At 69.6% G+C, this 14,564-nt stretch carries 14 protein-coding genes; 9 read left to right on the top strand and 5 right to left on the bottom strand.

Annotated features, from left to right (window positions below):
* Positions 1–10 precede the first annotated feature (10 nt).
* A complete protein-coding gene (locus tag ACFC3F_RS06100; protein ID WP_376127640.1) occupies positions 11–277 on the bottom strand; it encodes a hypothetical protein in 267 nt (88 codons plus the stop codon).
* Between the two features lie 436 nt (positions 278–713).
* Here ACFC3F_RS06100 and smc point away from each other — a divergent pair, with 436 nt between their 5' ends.
* From smc to ACFC3F_RS06085, 3 genes are all read left to right on the top strand, one after another.
* Complete coding sequence (smc, locus tag ACFC3F_RS06095) at positions 714–4,238, top strand: chromosome segregation protein SMC (RefSeq protein WP_376127638.1); 3,525 nt, start codon at positions 714–716, stop codon at positions 4,236–4,238.
* A 52-nt stretch (positions 4,239–4,290) separates the two neighbouring features.
* Positions 4,291–5,163 (top strand): signal recognition particle-docking protein FtsY, encoded by an 873-nt coding sequence (gene ftsY, locus ACFC3F_RS06090; protein ID WP_376127636.1) that lies wholly within the window; start codon positions 4,291–4,293, stop codon positions 5,161–5,163.
* Positions 5,164–5,235: 72 nt separating this feature from the next.
* Positions 5,236–5,736, top strand: a complete 501-nt coding sequence (locus tag ACFC3F_RS06085) for a DUF2004 domain-containing protein (protein ID WP_376127634.1) — start codon at positions 5,236–5,238, stop codon at positions 5,734–5,736.
* Between the two features lie 179 nt (positions 5,737–5,915).
* Here ACFC3F_RS06085 and lipA read toward each other — a convergent pair whose 3' ends face one another.
* Positions 5,916–6,932, bottom strand: a complete 1,017-nt coding sequence (lipA, locus tag ACFC3F_RS06080; RefSeq protein WP_376127632.1) for a lipoyl synthase — start codon at positions 6,930–6,932, stop codon at positions 5,916–5,918.
* Complete coding sequence (gene lipB, locus ACFC3F_RS06075; protein WP_376127630.1) at positions 6,929–7,585, bottom strand: lipoyl(octanoyl) transferase LipB; 657 nt, start codon at positions 7,583–7,585, stop codon at positions 6,929–6,931. The genes lipA and lipB overlap by 4 nt, the downstream gene beginning before the upstream one ends.
* Before the next feature lie 52 nt (positions 7,586–7,637).
* Here lipB and ACFC3F_RS06070 point away from each other — a divergent pair, with 52 nt between their 5' ends.
* Together ACFC3F_RS06070 and ffh are read left to right on the top strand one after the other, a co-directional pair.
* Positions 7,638–8,609 (top strand): TetR family transcriptional regulator, encoded by a 972-nt coding sequence (locus tag ACFC3F_RS06070; RefSeq protein ID WP_376127628.1) that lies wholly within the window; start codon positions 7,638–7,640, stop codon positions 8,607–8,609.
* A gap of 176 nt (positions 8,610–8,785) precedes the next feature.
* A complete protein-coding gene (ffh, locus tag ACFC3F_RS06065; protein WP_376127626.1) occupies positions 8,786–10,342 on the top strand; it encodes a signal recognition particle protein in 1,557 nt (518 codons plus the stop codon).
* Positions 10,343–10,377: 35 nt separating this feature from the next.
* Here ffh and ACFC3F_RS06060 read toward each other — a convergent pair whose 3' ends face one another.
* Positions 10,378–11,535 carry a glutamate--cysteine ligase gene (locus ACFC3F_RS06060; RefSeq protein ID WP_376127624.1) on the bottom strand — a complete coding sequence of 386 codons (1,158 nt, stop codon included), beginning with the start codon at positions 11,533–11,535 and terminating at the stop codon, positions 10,378–10,380.
* Positions 11,536–11,724: 189 nt separating this feature from the next.
* Here ACFC3F_RS06060 and rpsP point away from each other — a divergent pair, with 189 nt between their 5' ends.
* The 4 genes from rpsP to trmD are packed head-to-tail and all read left to right on the top strand — an operon-like array spanning position 11,725 to position 13,771.
* Positions 11,725–12,147: a 30S ribosomal protein S16 gene (gene rpsP / locus ACFC3F_RS06055; RefSeq protein ID WP_376127622.1), complete on the top strand. Its 423-nt coding sequence runs from the start codon at positions 11,725–11,727 to the stop codon at positions 12,145–12,147.
* A gap of 4 nt (positions 12,148–12,151) precedes the next feature.
* Entirely contained in the window at positions 12,152–12,382 is a 231-nt protein-coding gene (locus tag ACFC3F_RS06050) for an RNA-binding protein (RefSeq protein WP_376127620.1), read from the top strand.
* A complete protein-coding gene (rimM, locus tag ACFC3F_RS06045; RefSeq protein WP_376127618.1) occupies positions 12,382–13,032 on the top strand; it encodes a ribosome maturation factor RimM in 651 nt (216 codons plus the stop codon). Before ACFC3F_RS06050 ends, rimM begins: the two co-directional genes overlap by 1 nt.
* 1 nt (position 13,033) lies before the next feature.
* Complete coding sequence (gene trmD / locus ACFC3F_RS06040) at positions 13,034–13,771, top strand: tRNA (guanosine(37)-N1)-methyltransferase TrmD (protein WP_376127617.1); 738 nt, start codon at positions 13,034–13,036, stop codon at positions 13,769–13,771.
* On the opposite strand, the gene map is transcribed toward trmD, so the two are convergent.
* Positions 13,768–14,550 carry a type I methionyl aminopeptidase gene (gene map, locus ACFC3F_RS06035; protein ID WP_376127615.1) on the bottom strand — a complete coding sequence of 261 codons (783 nt, stop codon included), beginning with the start codon at positions 14,548–14,550 and terminating at the stop codon, positions 13,768–13,770. The two genes, trmD and map, sit on opposite strands and share 4 nt — an antisense overlap.
* Between the last annotated feature and the right edge of the window lie 14 nt (positions 14,551–14,564).

Raw genomic sequence — 14,564 nt, 5'->3', positions numbered from 1 at the left:
TCGCACCACCTCACGGACGCGGTGACAGCAGATGCTGTCGCAGGTGAGCGGCTTCCCGCTCGGAGCGGCTGCGCTCGTTGGCGAGACTGCGGGTGTGCAGCTCGCGGTCGCCGTCGCGGCGTTCACGGCGGGTGCTGTGCAGCAGCAGCCAGAGGCCGACGCGCAGTGCGAGCCGATCGGCGAGGCGAACCGGTCGCGTCGACGCGCTGACGGACGCGGCATGGACGGGTGACGTGTGCACATCGAGGGTGCGGACGTCGACGAGATGCTTGGACATGGTCGTCTTTCGAATCGGAAGGATGCGGAGGATCGAAAGATCCGTGGTGCGCGGACGGCGCGGTGCGGCGCAGAGGCCGCCACGAGGGGAGCTCGAAGAGCTGCTGCCGGTCTGCCCGAAGGCAGAGTCATCCCCTGGTCGGCTCAGCCGAAGGTGGGGAGGAACACGCAGAAGGAGGCGGTCGCCGGTGCAGAGGCGACTGCTCCTGCGAGAGCACGGCGGGCAGCGGGAACCTTGCCGGCTGCGATCATGCGAATCATCATGGCGACCTCCTTTCGACTTCTCACGCGGTCGATCACGCTAGCGCACGCGGAAAACGCGCGTCAAGCACTTTCGGCGTGTCGCGATGAGATCTCTCTTGGTCGCGGCTCGCCGCCGCAGCATCCCGGGCCTGTTCGGCTACTTTTGACGGAATGTCCATCCCGGAGCCGCGCGCATGCATCTGAAGAGCGTCACCATCAAGGGCTTCAAGTCGTTCGCACAGCCCACGACGTTCGCCTTCGAACCGGGCGTGACGTGCATCGTCGGTCCGAACGGCAGCGGCAAGTCCAACGTCGTCGATGCGCTCGCGTGGGTCATGGGCGAGCAGGGGGCCAAGACGCTGCGCGGCGGCAAGATGGAGGACGTCATCTTCGCGGGCACCGCAACGCGCGGACCCCTCGGACGAGCCGAAGTGCAGCTGACGATCGACAACAGCGATGGGGCGCTGCCGATCGAGTACGCGGAAGTGAGCATCAGCCGGACGCTGTTCCGCAACGGTGCCAGCGAGTACGCGATCAACGGCGACGCGTGCCGGCTCCTCGACGTGCAGGAGCTGCTGAGCGACTCGGGTCTGGGCCGCGAGATGCACGTCATCGTCGGGCAGGGCCGGCTCGACAACGTCCTGCAGGCGACTCCCGAAGATCGACGCGGCTTCATCGAAGAAGCAGCCGGCATCCTCAAACACCGCCGTCGCAAAGAGAAGACGCTGCGCAAGCTGTCGGCGATGGAAGGCAACCTGACGCGCCTCAGCGACCTCGCCGGCGAGCTGCGCCGCCAGTTGAAACCGCTCGGGCGACAAGCGGAGATCGCGCGTGAGGCGGCGACTATCGCCGCCGTCGTGCGCGACGCGAAGGCGCGTCTCTTCGCCGACGACCTCGCGTCGCTGCGCACGCAGCTGGCCGATCACACCCGCAACGAGCAGGAGCGTCATGCCGAGCGGCTCGTGCTGCAGGACCAGGTCGACCACGTGCGGGCCCGGATCCGCGAACTCGAGTCCGACCAGCGCTCCGAGGCCGTCGACGCGGCCCGACGGGTCGCGTTCGACCTCGAGCGGGTGCAGGAGCGTGTCCGCGGGCTGTACACCCTCGCGGGGCAGCGTCTCGCGCTGCTCGGCGACGCCGACGACGAGCGCATCGAGCTCACGACGGTGTCGCAGGAGATGATCGACGACGCGCGCACCGAGATCGACGACGTCGGCGCCGGTCTCGGTGAAGCGCAGGATGCCGCAGCCGATGCCTCGCGCGACGTGAAGCGGGCACGGGCCGAACTCGACGCCCTCGACGTCGACATCGCTGCGCAGAGTGCGCTCGTCTCCGAGCACGACATGCGTCTGACGGCGCTTCGCGGCACTGCCGAGGCCGCGGCGTCGGCGCTGACGGCCGTCCGCTCGGCGGTCGAACGTCAGCAGAAGGCACTCGATGCCGCGCTCGTCCGGCGAGCCGAAGCCGAGCAGGAGCTCGCCGGCGTACGGCCCGACCTCGCGCCCGAGGGGTCGGCCGCCGAACACGCCGCGGCGTACGAGCGGGCGCAGCGCGAGGCGACCGACGCCGAGACCGAGGTCGCGGCACTGCGCGACCGCCTGCACGCGACCGAGCGCGAAGTCGAAGCCCTCACGGCGCAGACGACGGCGCTCGGACGCGCTCTCGAGATCAAGAGCGCGTCGGCCTCGGTGCTCGCCGAAGCGCGCGACGGTCTCCGGGGGCTCGTCGGCGACGCGATCCAGGTGCGATCGGGCTTCGAGGCCGCGATCGCCGCCGTGCTGGGGCCCGTTGCCGAGGGCATCCTGGTCGATGATTCCGACACCGCCTTCCAGCTCGCCGACGAACTGCGCGACGCCGATCTGGGCGTCGTCGACATCGTCATCGCCGACACCGCCGCGCCCGATGTCGGCGCGTCGCCGGTGGCGGGCCTCACGCCCGCACGCGATGTCGTGAGCGGACCCGACGGCCTGCGCGGCATCCTGTCGTTCGTGCTGGTCGCCGACGACCTCGCGGCCGCCCGCGCGGCGGCGCCGGCATTGGAGTCCGCGCGTCCCGTGACGATCGTGACGCGCGCGGGCGAAGTCTGTACGCCGCACTCGCTGCGCGCCGGCGCAGGGGCATCGAGGTCCCGCATCGAGCTCGCCGCCGAGCGGGATGCCGCCGCCGAGCGGCGCGACGAGCTGACCGTCGTCGCCGACTCGCTGCGCGAGGCCCTCGGCGACGCGAACCGCGGGCTGGACGCCGCGCGTCAGCACACCAAGGCCGCCCTCACCACGCTCCGGGAGCACGACGCGGCGCTCGCGGCCCACGCCGAGCAGGTCAACCGAGCGACGGTGCGGCACGAGTCGGCTGTCGCCGAGTGCGATCGACTCGCGGCGGGACTCGCGCAGGCCGAAGCCGCGGTCGCCGAGGCGGAGGATTCCGCCCGCGTCGCCGACGAGCGCCTCACGACAGCGCTCGAAGCGCCCCGGCCCATGCTCGACGCCTCCGCCCGCGACGGCATGCTCGCGGCGCTCGAGGCCGCACGCGACGGCGAGATGCGTGCCCGCCTCGACGTCGAGACCCTCCGCGAGCGCATCCGCGCCGGCGAAGCCCGCGTCACGCAGCTCGTGCGGCAACGAGAGCGCGAGCGCGAGGCTGCGGCCGAGGCCGCGCGGCGCGCCGTCATCCGCCGCGCTCAGCGCGACGTCGCCGAGGGCGTGGCCGCGCAGCTTCCCGCGGTCCTGGATTCGGTCGATCGCTCGATGGCGCAGGCGCGCGTCGAACTCGCTGCGGCAGAAGCGGCCCGCACGGCGCTCACGGCCGAGCTGGTGCAGTTGCGCGAGCGAGAGGCGGGTCTGCGGGAACGGCTCGCGGGCCTCACCGAGAGCGTGCACAGCCTGGAGCTGCAGATCCACGAGAAGCGCTTGCACGTGACGGGCGTCGTCGAGCGCGTGGCATCCGAACTCGGGCTCGACGAGGATATTCTGCTTTCGGAATATGGTCCGGATCAGCCCGTGCCCGTTGATACGGGCATGTCGTCGGACGAACCCGCCGAGGTCGAGACGGTGCCGTACGACCGCGCGCAGCAGCGACGCCGGTTGCAGGAGGCGGAGCGCAAGCTCACCCAGCTCGGACGCGTCAACCCGCTCGCCCTCGAGGAGTTCGCGGCGCTCGAGCAGCGACACCTGTTCCTCACGGAGCAGCTCGCCGACCTGTCGCAGACGCGCAAGGACCTGCTCACCATCATCGAAGAGCTCGACGAGCGGATGCAGACGATCTTCCTCGCCGCGTTCGAGGACACCAGGGTCGCGTTCGGCGAAGTGTTCCCGATCCTGTTCCCCGGAGGAACCGGCAGCATCTCGCTCACGAACCCCGACGAACCGCTCACGACCGGCATCGAGGTGTCGGTGCGGCCGGTCGGCAAGAAGATCGAGCGGCTGTCGCTGCTGTCGGGCGGAGAGCGCTCACTGGCCGCCGTCGCTCTGCTGACGGCGATCTTCAAGGCGCGGCCGAGTCCGTTCTACATCCTCGACGAGGTCGAAGCCGCTCTCGACGACGCGAACCTCGGCCGGCTGCTGGGCGTGTTCGAGCAGCTGAGGGCTTCGAGTCAGCTCATCGTGATCACGCATCAGAAGCGCACGATGGAGATCGCCGACGCCCTCTACGGCGTCTCGATGCGCCAGGACGGCGTCTCGGCCGTCGTGGGCCAGCGCATCCAGGAGCGCACGGCGTCCTGACACCGGGCCGGCGCGCGCGGGGCGGCGGTCGCGGCCTCGTAGAGTTGGTGGCATGGCACAGAGCTCCTGGTCGCTGGGTCGCGCGCTGCGCGGCATGTTCGTCAAGCCCACGATCGACGAGAACACGTGGGAAGACCTCGAGACGGCGCTGCTGACGGCCGACTTCGGGCCCGACATCACCGAGAACATCGTCGACGAACTGCGCGACAAGGTCGAGAAGTTCCGCACGACCGATCCGGCCGATCTGCAGCGGATGCTCCGCGAGACCCTCGAGGAGCACTTCGCCAAGTTCGACACGACGCTGCGACTCACCGAGCGCCCGGCCGTCGTGCTCGTCGTCGGCGTCAACGGCGTCGGGAAGACGACGACGATCGGCAAGTTCGCGAAGTTCCTGCAGCGCTATGGGCGGTCGGTCGTCGTCGGCGCCGCCGACACGTTCCGCGCAGCCGCTGTCGACCAGCTCGCGACCTGGGCCGAGCGCGGGGGAGCCGCGATCGTGCGACCCGAGCACGAGGGTCAGGATCCGGCATCCGTCGCCTTCCAGACCATCGAGTACGCCAAGCGCACCGGCACCGAGATCGTGCTCGTCGACACGGCCGGCCGCCTGCACACGAAGGGCGGCCTCATGGACGAGCTCTCGAAGATCCGACGGGTCATCGAGAAGCAGGCGCCGATCAGCGAGGTGCTCCTCGTGCTGGATGCCACGACCGGCCAGAACGGCGTGATGCAGGCCCAGTCGTTCCTCGAACATGCCGGCGTCACGGGCCTCGTTCTGACGAAGCTCGACGGGTCCGCCAAGGGCGGGTTCGTGCTCGCCGTGCAGGAGAAGACGGGGATCCCCGTCAAGCTCCTCGGGCAGGGCGAGAGCATCGGCGACCTCACGGGCTTCACCCCGCACGTCTTCGCCGCGTCGCTGGTCGACTGAGCGCGGCATCCGACATCCTCGACTCGCCGTGCGGGACTATCGCACCGCGCGCCGTGCTGGTTTCATGGGGACATGGCGATCGAACACGACTACTTCGGGCTCCTCGAATCAGGACCCGATGGCTCGATCTTCTGGTCCGAGACGGTCGACCTCGGCGATCAGACGGTGACGGTCGATCTGACCGCTCCCGATCAGTCCGACGTGTCACCGGCGGCGCTCGACGTCGCGGCAGGGCTCATCTCGGGACTCGAGACGATCGACCGCAGCGCCCGCAACGCGATGGTGGCCGAACTCGATGACCGCACGAGCGAAGTGATCGAGTACATCCTGCAGCAGCAGGAGGAGCTCGGCGACGAACTCGAAGACCTGCTCGTGGACATCTCGGGCGATGTGCACATCGATGTGATCCGCTCGCTGCAGCTCATGAGCATGACGATCCTCGCCGACGAGCACGGGGGATCCGACCCGTTCGCCGTGCTCGAGTACGCGCTCGATCCCGACTCCACCGACGACGTTCTGCTGGTCAACCTGGGCACCGACGGCGATGTGCTCTCGGTCACGAGCGCCGACTGACAGCACCCTTTTACCGCGAGACTGCAACGGGGCGCCGAGAGAGCGGGCTCCACCCGCAGTCTCGGCGGTCGGTTGCAGTCTCGCGGGATCGTGCTCGCGGGATCGTGCTCGCCGGGTCCCGCTCGCGGGGTCAGCGCTCGCGGGATCGCGCTTCACCGGCTGTGCGCGGCGGGGTGGGGTCAGACGGCTTGTGCGAAGTCGGTCTCGGCGGTCTCGGCGAACTGCGAGAGGTGCGGCGGGATCTCGCGACCCTTCGCGAGCATCGACTGCGCCCACAGGCGCCCCGCGCGGTACGACGAGCGCACGAGCGGACCGGCCAGCACGCCGAGGAATCCGATGCGCTCGGCCTCGAGCTTGAACTCGACGAACTCCGCCGGCTTCACCCAGCGCGCGACCGGCAGGTGCCGGGGCGTGGGACGCAGGTACTGCGTGATCGTGATGATGTCGGTGCCCGCCTCGTGGAGGTCGTGCAGCGCTTCGACGACTTCGTGCGGTTCCTCGCCCATGCCGAGGATGAGGTTCGACTTCGTGATGAGGCCCGCCGCTCGCGCCTGGGTCAGCACGTCGAGCGAACGTTCGTAGCGGAACGCGGGGCGGATGCGCTTGAAGATGCGCGGCACCGTCTCGACGTTGTGCGCGAAGACCTCCGGGCGTGCGCCGAAGATCTCCCCGAGCAGCGCGGGGTCGCCGTTGTGCTCGTTCGCGAGCAGCTCCACGCCCGTGTTCGGATTGCGGGCGTGGATCTGCCGCACCGTCTCGGCGTTGAGCCAGGCGCCCGTGTCGGGCAGGTCGTCACGGGCGACGCTCGTGACGGTCGCGTAGCGCAGGCCCATGCGCGTCACGCTCTCGGCGACGCGCCGGGGTTCGTCGGTGTCGTAGTCAGCCGGCTTGCCGGTGTCGATCTGGCAGAAGTCGCAGCGGCGCGTGCACTGCGAGCCGCCGATCAGGAACGTCGCCTCGCGGTCCTCCCAGCACTCGTAGATGTTGGGGCAGCCGGCCTCCTGGCACACGGTGTGCAGGCCCTCGTCCTTCACGAGCGACTGCAGCGCCGAGTACTCGGGCCCCATCTTCGCGCGCGTCTTGATCCACTCCGGCTTGCGCTCGATCGGCGTCTGCGCGTTGCGGATCTCCAGTCGAAGGAGCTTGCGGCCGTCGGGCGCCGTGTTCGCCGGTGCCGGCGCGCCGCACCCGCTCACGCGAGCACCCCCGCGTACTCGGCTTCGAAGGCGCCCGTGATCGTGTCGAGGATGTCGCGAGGAGCGACGTCGGCGCCCACCACCTCGCTGATGGTCGTGACCCCGGCATCCGCGATCCCGCACGGCACGATGCCGCGGAACCCCGCGAGCGTGTTGTCGCAGTTGACGGCGAAGCCGTGCATCGTGACCCCCTTCTCGACGCGCACGCCGATCGCCGCGACCTTGTCCTCGGACAGGGGGCGACGAACCCACACGCCGCTGCGCCCCGCGACCTGGTAGCCGTCGACGCCGTGCACGCGCAGCGCGTCGATCAGCAGGTGCTCGAGCCGGCGCACGTGCCCCACGACGTCGACGGGCTCGAAGAGGCGCACGATCGGATACCCGACGAGCTGACCGGGGCCGTGCCACGTGATCTTGCCGCCGCGGTCGACGTCGATGACGGGTGTTCCGTCGAGCGGACGCTCATGGTCCTCCGTGCGCGTGCCCGCCGTGTACACGGCCTCATGTTCGAGAAGCAGGATCGTGTCGGGCCGGCGCCGCGCGACGACGTCGGCGTGAACCCGGCGCTGCAGCTCCCAGCCGTCGAGATACGGGATGTAGACGGGGGCGATTCCCACGACGTCGATGTCGAGCACGGTACTCCTCTGGCGCATTGATGGATTGCGTCCAACAATACTCCCGCAGGAAGGGTCGTACCCTGAACGCATGGCAGCGGGTTCCGGCAGACCGAAGGCCTCGTCGCGGGAGACCCTCGCCGAGGCGGCGTGCGAACTGTTCCTCGAGCGGGGATTCGAGGCGACCTCGATCGTCGACATCGCGACACGTGCGGGCGTCAGCAGGTCGAGCTTCTTCAACTACTTCTCCTCCAAGTCCGACGTGCTGTGGGCCGGGCTCGACGAGAGGATCGGCCGGCTGGAGTCGCTGCTGGAGACGTGCGGGCCCGCGGGACTCGCGGCATCCGTCCTCTCGCTCGCAGACGGCTTCGTGCCGGACTCGCTCGCGCTGGCCGTCATCAACACGTCCGCGATGGGGCTCGAGGACGAACTGCCGCGCGAAGCGGCCCTCCGCCGGGCACGCATCGCGCGCGCCGTCGCGACGCACCTGCACGCGCACGGCGCGGACCGGGTCACCGCGGAGGTCGCCGGGGCCGCGTGGGGAGGCGCCGTGCTCGCAGCCCTCGAGACCTGGGCGCTCGATGGCGCGGGGCGCACGTCGCTCGCGCGATTCCTCGTGCTCGCGTGCGATGTGGCGGCGCGCACCCTCCCACCCGCATCGGAGGGTGCTGTCCGGCAGCTCCGGCTCGTCGTGCACGCGGCCGATTTCGACGAGGCGCTCGCGTTCTATCGGGATGAGGTGGGGATGCCGCAGGCCGAGGCCTACGAAGCCGACGGCGGCGCCCGGGTCGTGATCCTCGACGCGGGAAGGGCCACGCTCGAGCTCGCGAACTCCGCTCAGGTCTCGTTCATCGACGGGGTCGAGACCGACGACGGCACGAGCGATCGACTGCGCGTCGCGCTCGAGGTCGACGACGCGGCCGGTGCCGTGGAACGACTGGCCGCCGCGGGCGCCGAGGTCGAGGCATCCGCTCGCGAGACACCGTGGCGCTCGCTCAACGCCCGTCTGCGGGGCCCGGCCGATCTGCAGCTCACCCTCTTCCAGGAGCTCGGACCCGCGTAACCGGACGAACCCGGGATGCCGGACACCGACAGGGTGGCATCACCCCGACGATGACGGCGGCATGACCCCCGAGCTGCTCGCCGACGACGCTTCTGCAGGCTCAGCGACCGGTGGCACGTGAGCGAACGGAGGGTGGCTCGGCGGTCGGGTGCGGGGACGCGTAAACTTGGGGCATCATGGCGACTTTCGGCACACTCTCCGACCGGCTGACCGAGACCTTCCGGAATCTCCGGAAGAAGGGACAGCTCACTCCGGCCGACGTCGACGGCACCGTCCGCGAGATCCGCAGGGCGCTCCTCGACGCCGACGTGGCGCTGCCCGTCGTCAAGGACTTCACCGCCAAGGTGCGCGAGCGCGCACTCGGCGACGAGGTCAACCGCGCGCTCAACCCCGCGCAGCAGGTCGTGCAGATCGTCAACGAGGAGCTCGTGGCCATCCTCGGCGGTCAGCAGCGCCGCCTGCAGTTCGCGAAGAACCCGCCGACCGTCATCATGCTCGCGGGCCTGCAGGGCTCGGGCAAGACGACGTTCGCCGGCAAGCTCGCCCACCAGCTCGAGAAGGACGGCCACACGCCGCTGCTGATCGCCGCCGACCTGCAGCGCCCGAACGCCGTCAATCAGCTGCAGGTCGTCGCCGAGCGCGCGGGCGCCGCCATCTACGCGCCCGAGCCGGGCAACGGCGTGGGCGACCCCGTCAAGGTCGCGAAGGACGGCGTCGAGGTCGCGCGGCGCCAGCAGCACGACATCGTCATCATCGACACGGCCGGTCGCCTCGGCGTCGATGCCGAGCTCATGAAGCAGGCCGCGAACATCCGCAAGGCGACCGATCCCGACGAAGTCCTGTTCGTCATCGACGCCATGATCGGCCAGGACGCCGTCAACACGGCCAAGGCCTTCCAGGACGGCGTCGACTTCACCGGCGTCGTGCTGTCCAAGCTCGACGGCGATGCCCGCGGTGGCGCCGCGCTGTCGGTCGCATCGATCACGGGCCGCCCCATCATCTACGCCTCCACCGGTGAAGGGCTCGACGACCTCGAGGCGTTCCACCCCGACCGCATGGCGTCGCGCATCCTCGACCTCGGCGACATCCTGACCCTCATCGAGCAGGCGCAGCAGGCCTTCGACGAGGACGAGGCCATGAAGATGGCCGAGAAGCTCGCGACCGAGAGCTTCACGCTCGAGGACTTCCTCGAGCAGATGCAGCAGATCAAGAAGATGGGCTCGATGAAGAAGATGCTCGGGATGCTCCCGGGTATGGGCCAGATGAAGCAGCAGATCGACGACTTCGACGAGCGCGAGATCGATCGCACCGAGGCCATCATCCGCTCGATGACGCCGGTCGAGCGCCGCAACCCGAAGGTGCTCAACGGATCGCGGCGGCTGCGCATCGCGCGCGGCTCCGGCATGACGGTGACCGACGTCAACCAGCTCGTGCAGCGCTTCGACCAGGCCGCGAAGATGATGAAGACCGTCGCGCGCGGGGGAGTGCCGAGCATTCCGGGCATGGGTCCCGTCCCCGGCGGCGGTCGTCCCGGCGCGACGTCCAAGCGCGGCAAGAAGCAGAAGGCCAAGGGCTCGCGTTCGGGCAACCCCGCCAAGCGCGCCGCCGAGAATGCCGGGATCGCGGCCGAGCCGTCCGCTCCGACGGGCTCGGGGTTCGGGCTCGGCGGCGCGAAGGGCGCGCCGAGCGAAGAGGATCTCGCCGAACTGCAGAAGATGCTCGGCCGCGGCTGACCTCGCATTCCGGATGCTGCGCGCTCAGCGCATCCTCAGTGCTGGGCCAGGTGCTCGCGCAGCGTCGGGCCGGTGCGGAACTCGTGGATGAGGTGCTGCACGACGGCGCGCAGGTCGCCGTCGGAGGCATCCGCGACGAGCGTCTGGCGCGTTGCGCTCGAACCCTCGCTGAGGATCGACTCGAGACCGCCGAACTCGCGCGCGCACTTGAGCTCGACGGCGACGTCGTCGAGGCGTTCGATCGTCTCGCGCAGATGCTCCGTGACGGGACGCTGCGTGCCCTCGCGGTCGATGATGACATCGGCCTCGAGGCCGTAGCGGGCCGCGCGCCACTTGTTCTCGCGCGTGAACCAGGGCGGGAGGGTCGTGAGCTCCCGACCGGCGTCGAGCTCGCGCGAGAAGTGCTCGACGAGGGTCTGCACGAGGGCCGCGAGAGCGGCCAGCTCGGGAAGCGTCGACATGCCGTCGCACGCGCGGACCTCGATGGTTCCCCAGCGTGGTGCGGGCCGGATGTCCCAGCGCACTTCGGTCGGGTCGGCGATGACGCCGGTCGCGATCATCCCGCGCAGGTACTCCTCGTATTCGGCCCAGTCGCGCAGCGGCCAGGGCAGTCCGGCCGTCGGAAGCTGCTGGAAGACCAGGCTGCGGTTCGATGCGTAGCCGGTGCGCTCACCCGCCCAGAAGGGGCTCGAGGCCGACAGCGCCTGCAGGTGCGGAAGGTAGACCGAGAGGGCGTTGATGATGGGGAACACCTTCGTGACGTCGTCGACGCCGACGTGGATGTGGATGCCCCAGATCATCATGTTGCGGCCCCACCACTGGGTGCGCTCGATGAGCGTCTGGTAGCGGGTCTTCTCGGTGACCTGCTGGTCGTACCACTGCGCGAACGGATGGCTGCCCGCGCACAGCAACTCGATGTCGAGCGGATCGGTGACCGTGCGGATCGCGGCGATCGCATCGGCGATGTCGTCGACCGCGGCGGCGACCGTGCTCCCGATGCCGCTGGTGATCTCGACGGTGTTCGTGAGCAGTTCTCCCGTGACGGTGTGCCGCTCGAGCGCCGTGGAGTCGCCGAGCGCGTCGAGAACCGCGGGCGCCCGGGGAACGAGATCACCCGATTCCCGGTCGGCGAGCATGAGCTCCCATTCGAGCCCGACAGTAGAACGGGCAGATGTCGCGAAGGCCACCGTCATCCGCTCAGTCTCGCACGCGTCGACACGCGTCTCCGTGGTTTCGCGGCATCCCGTGTCATCTGGCAGAATAGAGGGCTGGACGCCTCATTCGACCCTCTATCCGATGCGGCGATCCACCTCCGAGCTCCCGCCGGGTGTGCACCCCACGCTCCAGGCGACGTTCATCCGCTTCCACACTTCAGGAGAATCGTGGCTGTCAAGATCCGTCTCAAGCGTTTCGGCAAGATCCGTGCGCCCTACTACCGCATCGTCGTCGCAGACTCGCGCACCAAGCGCGATGGCCGTGTCATCGAAGAGATCGGCAAGTACCACCCGACCGAGGAGCCCTCGATCATCGAGGTCGACTCCGACCGTGCCCAGCACTGGCTGAGCGTCGGCGCGCAGCCGACCGAGCAGGTCCTCGCGCTGCTCAAGCTGACGGGCGACTGGGGCAAGTTCAAGGGCGACGCGAACGCCGTGTCGACCGTGCGCACGGCTGCCGAGAAGGTGCCGTTCGAGATCGACGCCTCCAAGAAGTCCGTCGTCAAGCCCAAGGCCGAGAAGAAGGCCGAAGAGCCCGCGGCCGAGGCCGAGGCCGCAGCGCCCGCCGCCGACGCGACCGACGCAGAGTAAGACGTTGCTCGCCGCCGCGCTCGAACACGTCGTCAAGGGCATCGTCGATCATCCCGACGATGTCCGCATCCAGTCGTCCACGTCGCCCCGAGGCGACGTCCTGGAGGTGCGCGTGCACCCGGACGACCGGGGGCGTGTGATCGGGCGCGGCGGCCGAACGGCCAAGGCGCTGCGCACGCTCATCTCGTCGCTCGCGGACGGACGCCGCGTGCGCGTCGACGTCGCGGACGACTGATGACCGAGGAACCCACGGCGACCCCGGCGCACGACGACCGCTCGCCCAAGCCCGCGGCACCCGCTGGCCGCACCCAGCTCCGTGTGGGCCGCCTCGTCAAGGCGCACGGCCTCAAGGGTGCTCTCAAGCTGGAGCTCTACACCGACGACCCCGACGGGCGGTTCGTTCCAGGAGCGGCCTTCACGCTGCAGGTGCCCGATTCCTCCCCGTGGCACGGCAAGCAGCTCACCGTCCGCGAGTTCCGGTGGATGAACTCGCACCCCGTCGCCTTCTTCGAGGGCGTCGATGACCGTTCCGCCGCCGAAGAGCTCATCCGCGCGATCCTCTGGGTGGATCAGGATGCCGCGGCGGTCTCGGCCGAAGACGATGCCTGGTACGACCACCAGCTGGTCGGCCTCGACGTCGTGCGCGATGCGACCGTCGTCGGTCGCGTGGTGCGCGTCGATCATCTGCCGGGGCAGGATCTGCTGGTCGTCGGCCTCGTCGACGGCCGCGAGGTGCTCGTGCCCTTCGTGTCGGCGATCGTGCCGGATGTGGACATCGCCGCCGGGCGGGTCGTCGTGACACCGCCCGCCGGGCTCTTCGAAGACCTCACGGTCGACGACGCGGCCGCTCAGCCCGCCGCCGAGGACGAGTCCGCGGAGGACTGACGTGAGCACTTCGGCGAGCTCAGCACATCGCACTTCGGCGAGCTCAGCACATCGCATCGACGTCGTCTCGATCTTCCCGTCGTTCTTCGACGTGCTCGAGGTCTCGCTGCTGGGCAAGGCCCGAGGCGCGGGCCTGCTCGATATCCGCGTGCACGACCTGCGCGAGCACACGCACGATCGTCATCGCACGGTCGACGACACACCGTACGGCGGTGGTGCGGGCATGGTGATGAAGCCCGAGCCGTGGGGCGACGCCCTCGATGCGATCGTCGCGGATGCCGCATCCGCACCCCTGTTCGTGTTCCCGTCGCCCGCCGGCGAGCGATTCAGTCAGGCGACCGCACGGGAGTTCGCCGCCGCGCCGCACCTGGTCTTCGGCTGCGGTCGCTACGAGGGCATCGACGAGCGTGTCTTCGCGTATGCCGCGACCCTCGGCGAGGTGCGGCTGGTGAGCCTCGGCGACTATGTCCTGAACGGGGGAGAGGTCGCCGCGATGGCGATGATCGAGGCCGCCGGCCGGCTCATCCCCGGCGTCGTCGGGAACCCCGAGAGTCTCGTCGAGGAGTCGCACGAAGACGGGCTGCTCGAGTACCCGTCCTACACCAAGCCGGCATCGTGGCGGGGGCACGACGTCCCGGACGTCCTGCTGAGCGGCCACCACGGCAAAGTGGCGCAGTGGCGCCGCGATCAGCAGCTCGAACGCACCCGCGAACGTCGGCCCGACCTGCTGGCCGACTAGGAGACGCCGAGGAACGAGCGGTCGGTGAGCACGACCGGTCCGTCCTCCGTGACGGCGATCGTGTGTTCGCAGTGCGCACCGCGCGATCCGTCGATCGAGCGCAGGGTCCATCCGTCCGGATCGGTCACGAGCTTGTCGGTCGTCTGCAGGAACCACGGCTCGAGCGCGACCACGAGGCCCGCGCGCAGCGGGTATCCACGACCGGGCTTGCCGTCGTTGGGGATGTGCGGGTCGCCGTGCATGATGCGGCCGACTCCGTGGCCGCCGAAATCCGTGTTGATCGAATAGCCGTCCGCGCGAGCGACCTCGGCGATCGCGTGGGAGATGTCCCCGACACGGTGCCCGACGCCCGCCGCGGCGATCGCTGCGCTCAGGGCGCGTTCGGTCGTGTCGATGAGGGCGAGGTCTTCGTCGCGGGGCGTGCCGACGACGAACGAGATGGCGCTGTCGGCGACCCAGCCGTCGACCGAGACCGCGAAGTCGAGCGACACGAGGTCACCGTCGCGCAGCGCGTAGTCGTGGGGGAGACCGTGCAGCACGGCATCGTTGATCGACGTGCAGATCACTTTGCCGAACGGGCTGGCGCCGAACGAGGGGTGGTAGTCGATGTAGCACGAGGTGGCTCCGGCGCGGCGGATGAGCTCATGCGCGCGGCGATCGATCGCGAGGAGGTTCGTGCCCACCCTGGTCTCGTCACGCAACGTCGCCAGGGTCTCGGCGACGAATCGTCCTGCCGGTCGCATCGCTTCGATCTCGGCGGGAGTGCGCAGTTCGATCATGGGTGTCCTCTCAT

It is taken from the genome of Microbacterium sp. NPDC055910 (assembly GCF_042271185.1).
In the GTDB taxonomy this organism is placed as follows: Bacteria; Actinomycetota; Actinomycetes; order Actinomycetales; family Microbacteriaceae; genus Microbacterium.
Note: the sequence above shows the minus strand (reverse complement) of the source record. Positions and strands in the feature narration are given on the sequence as shown.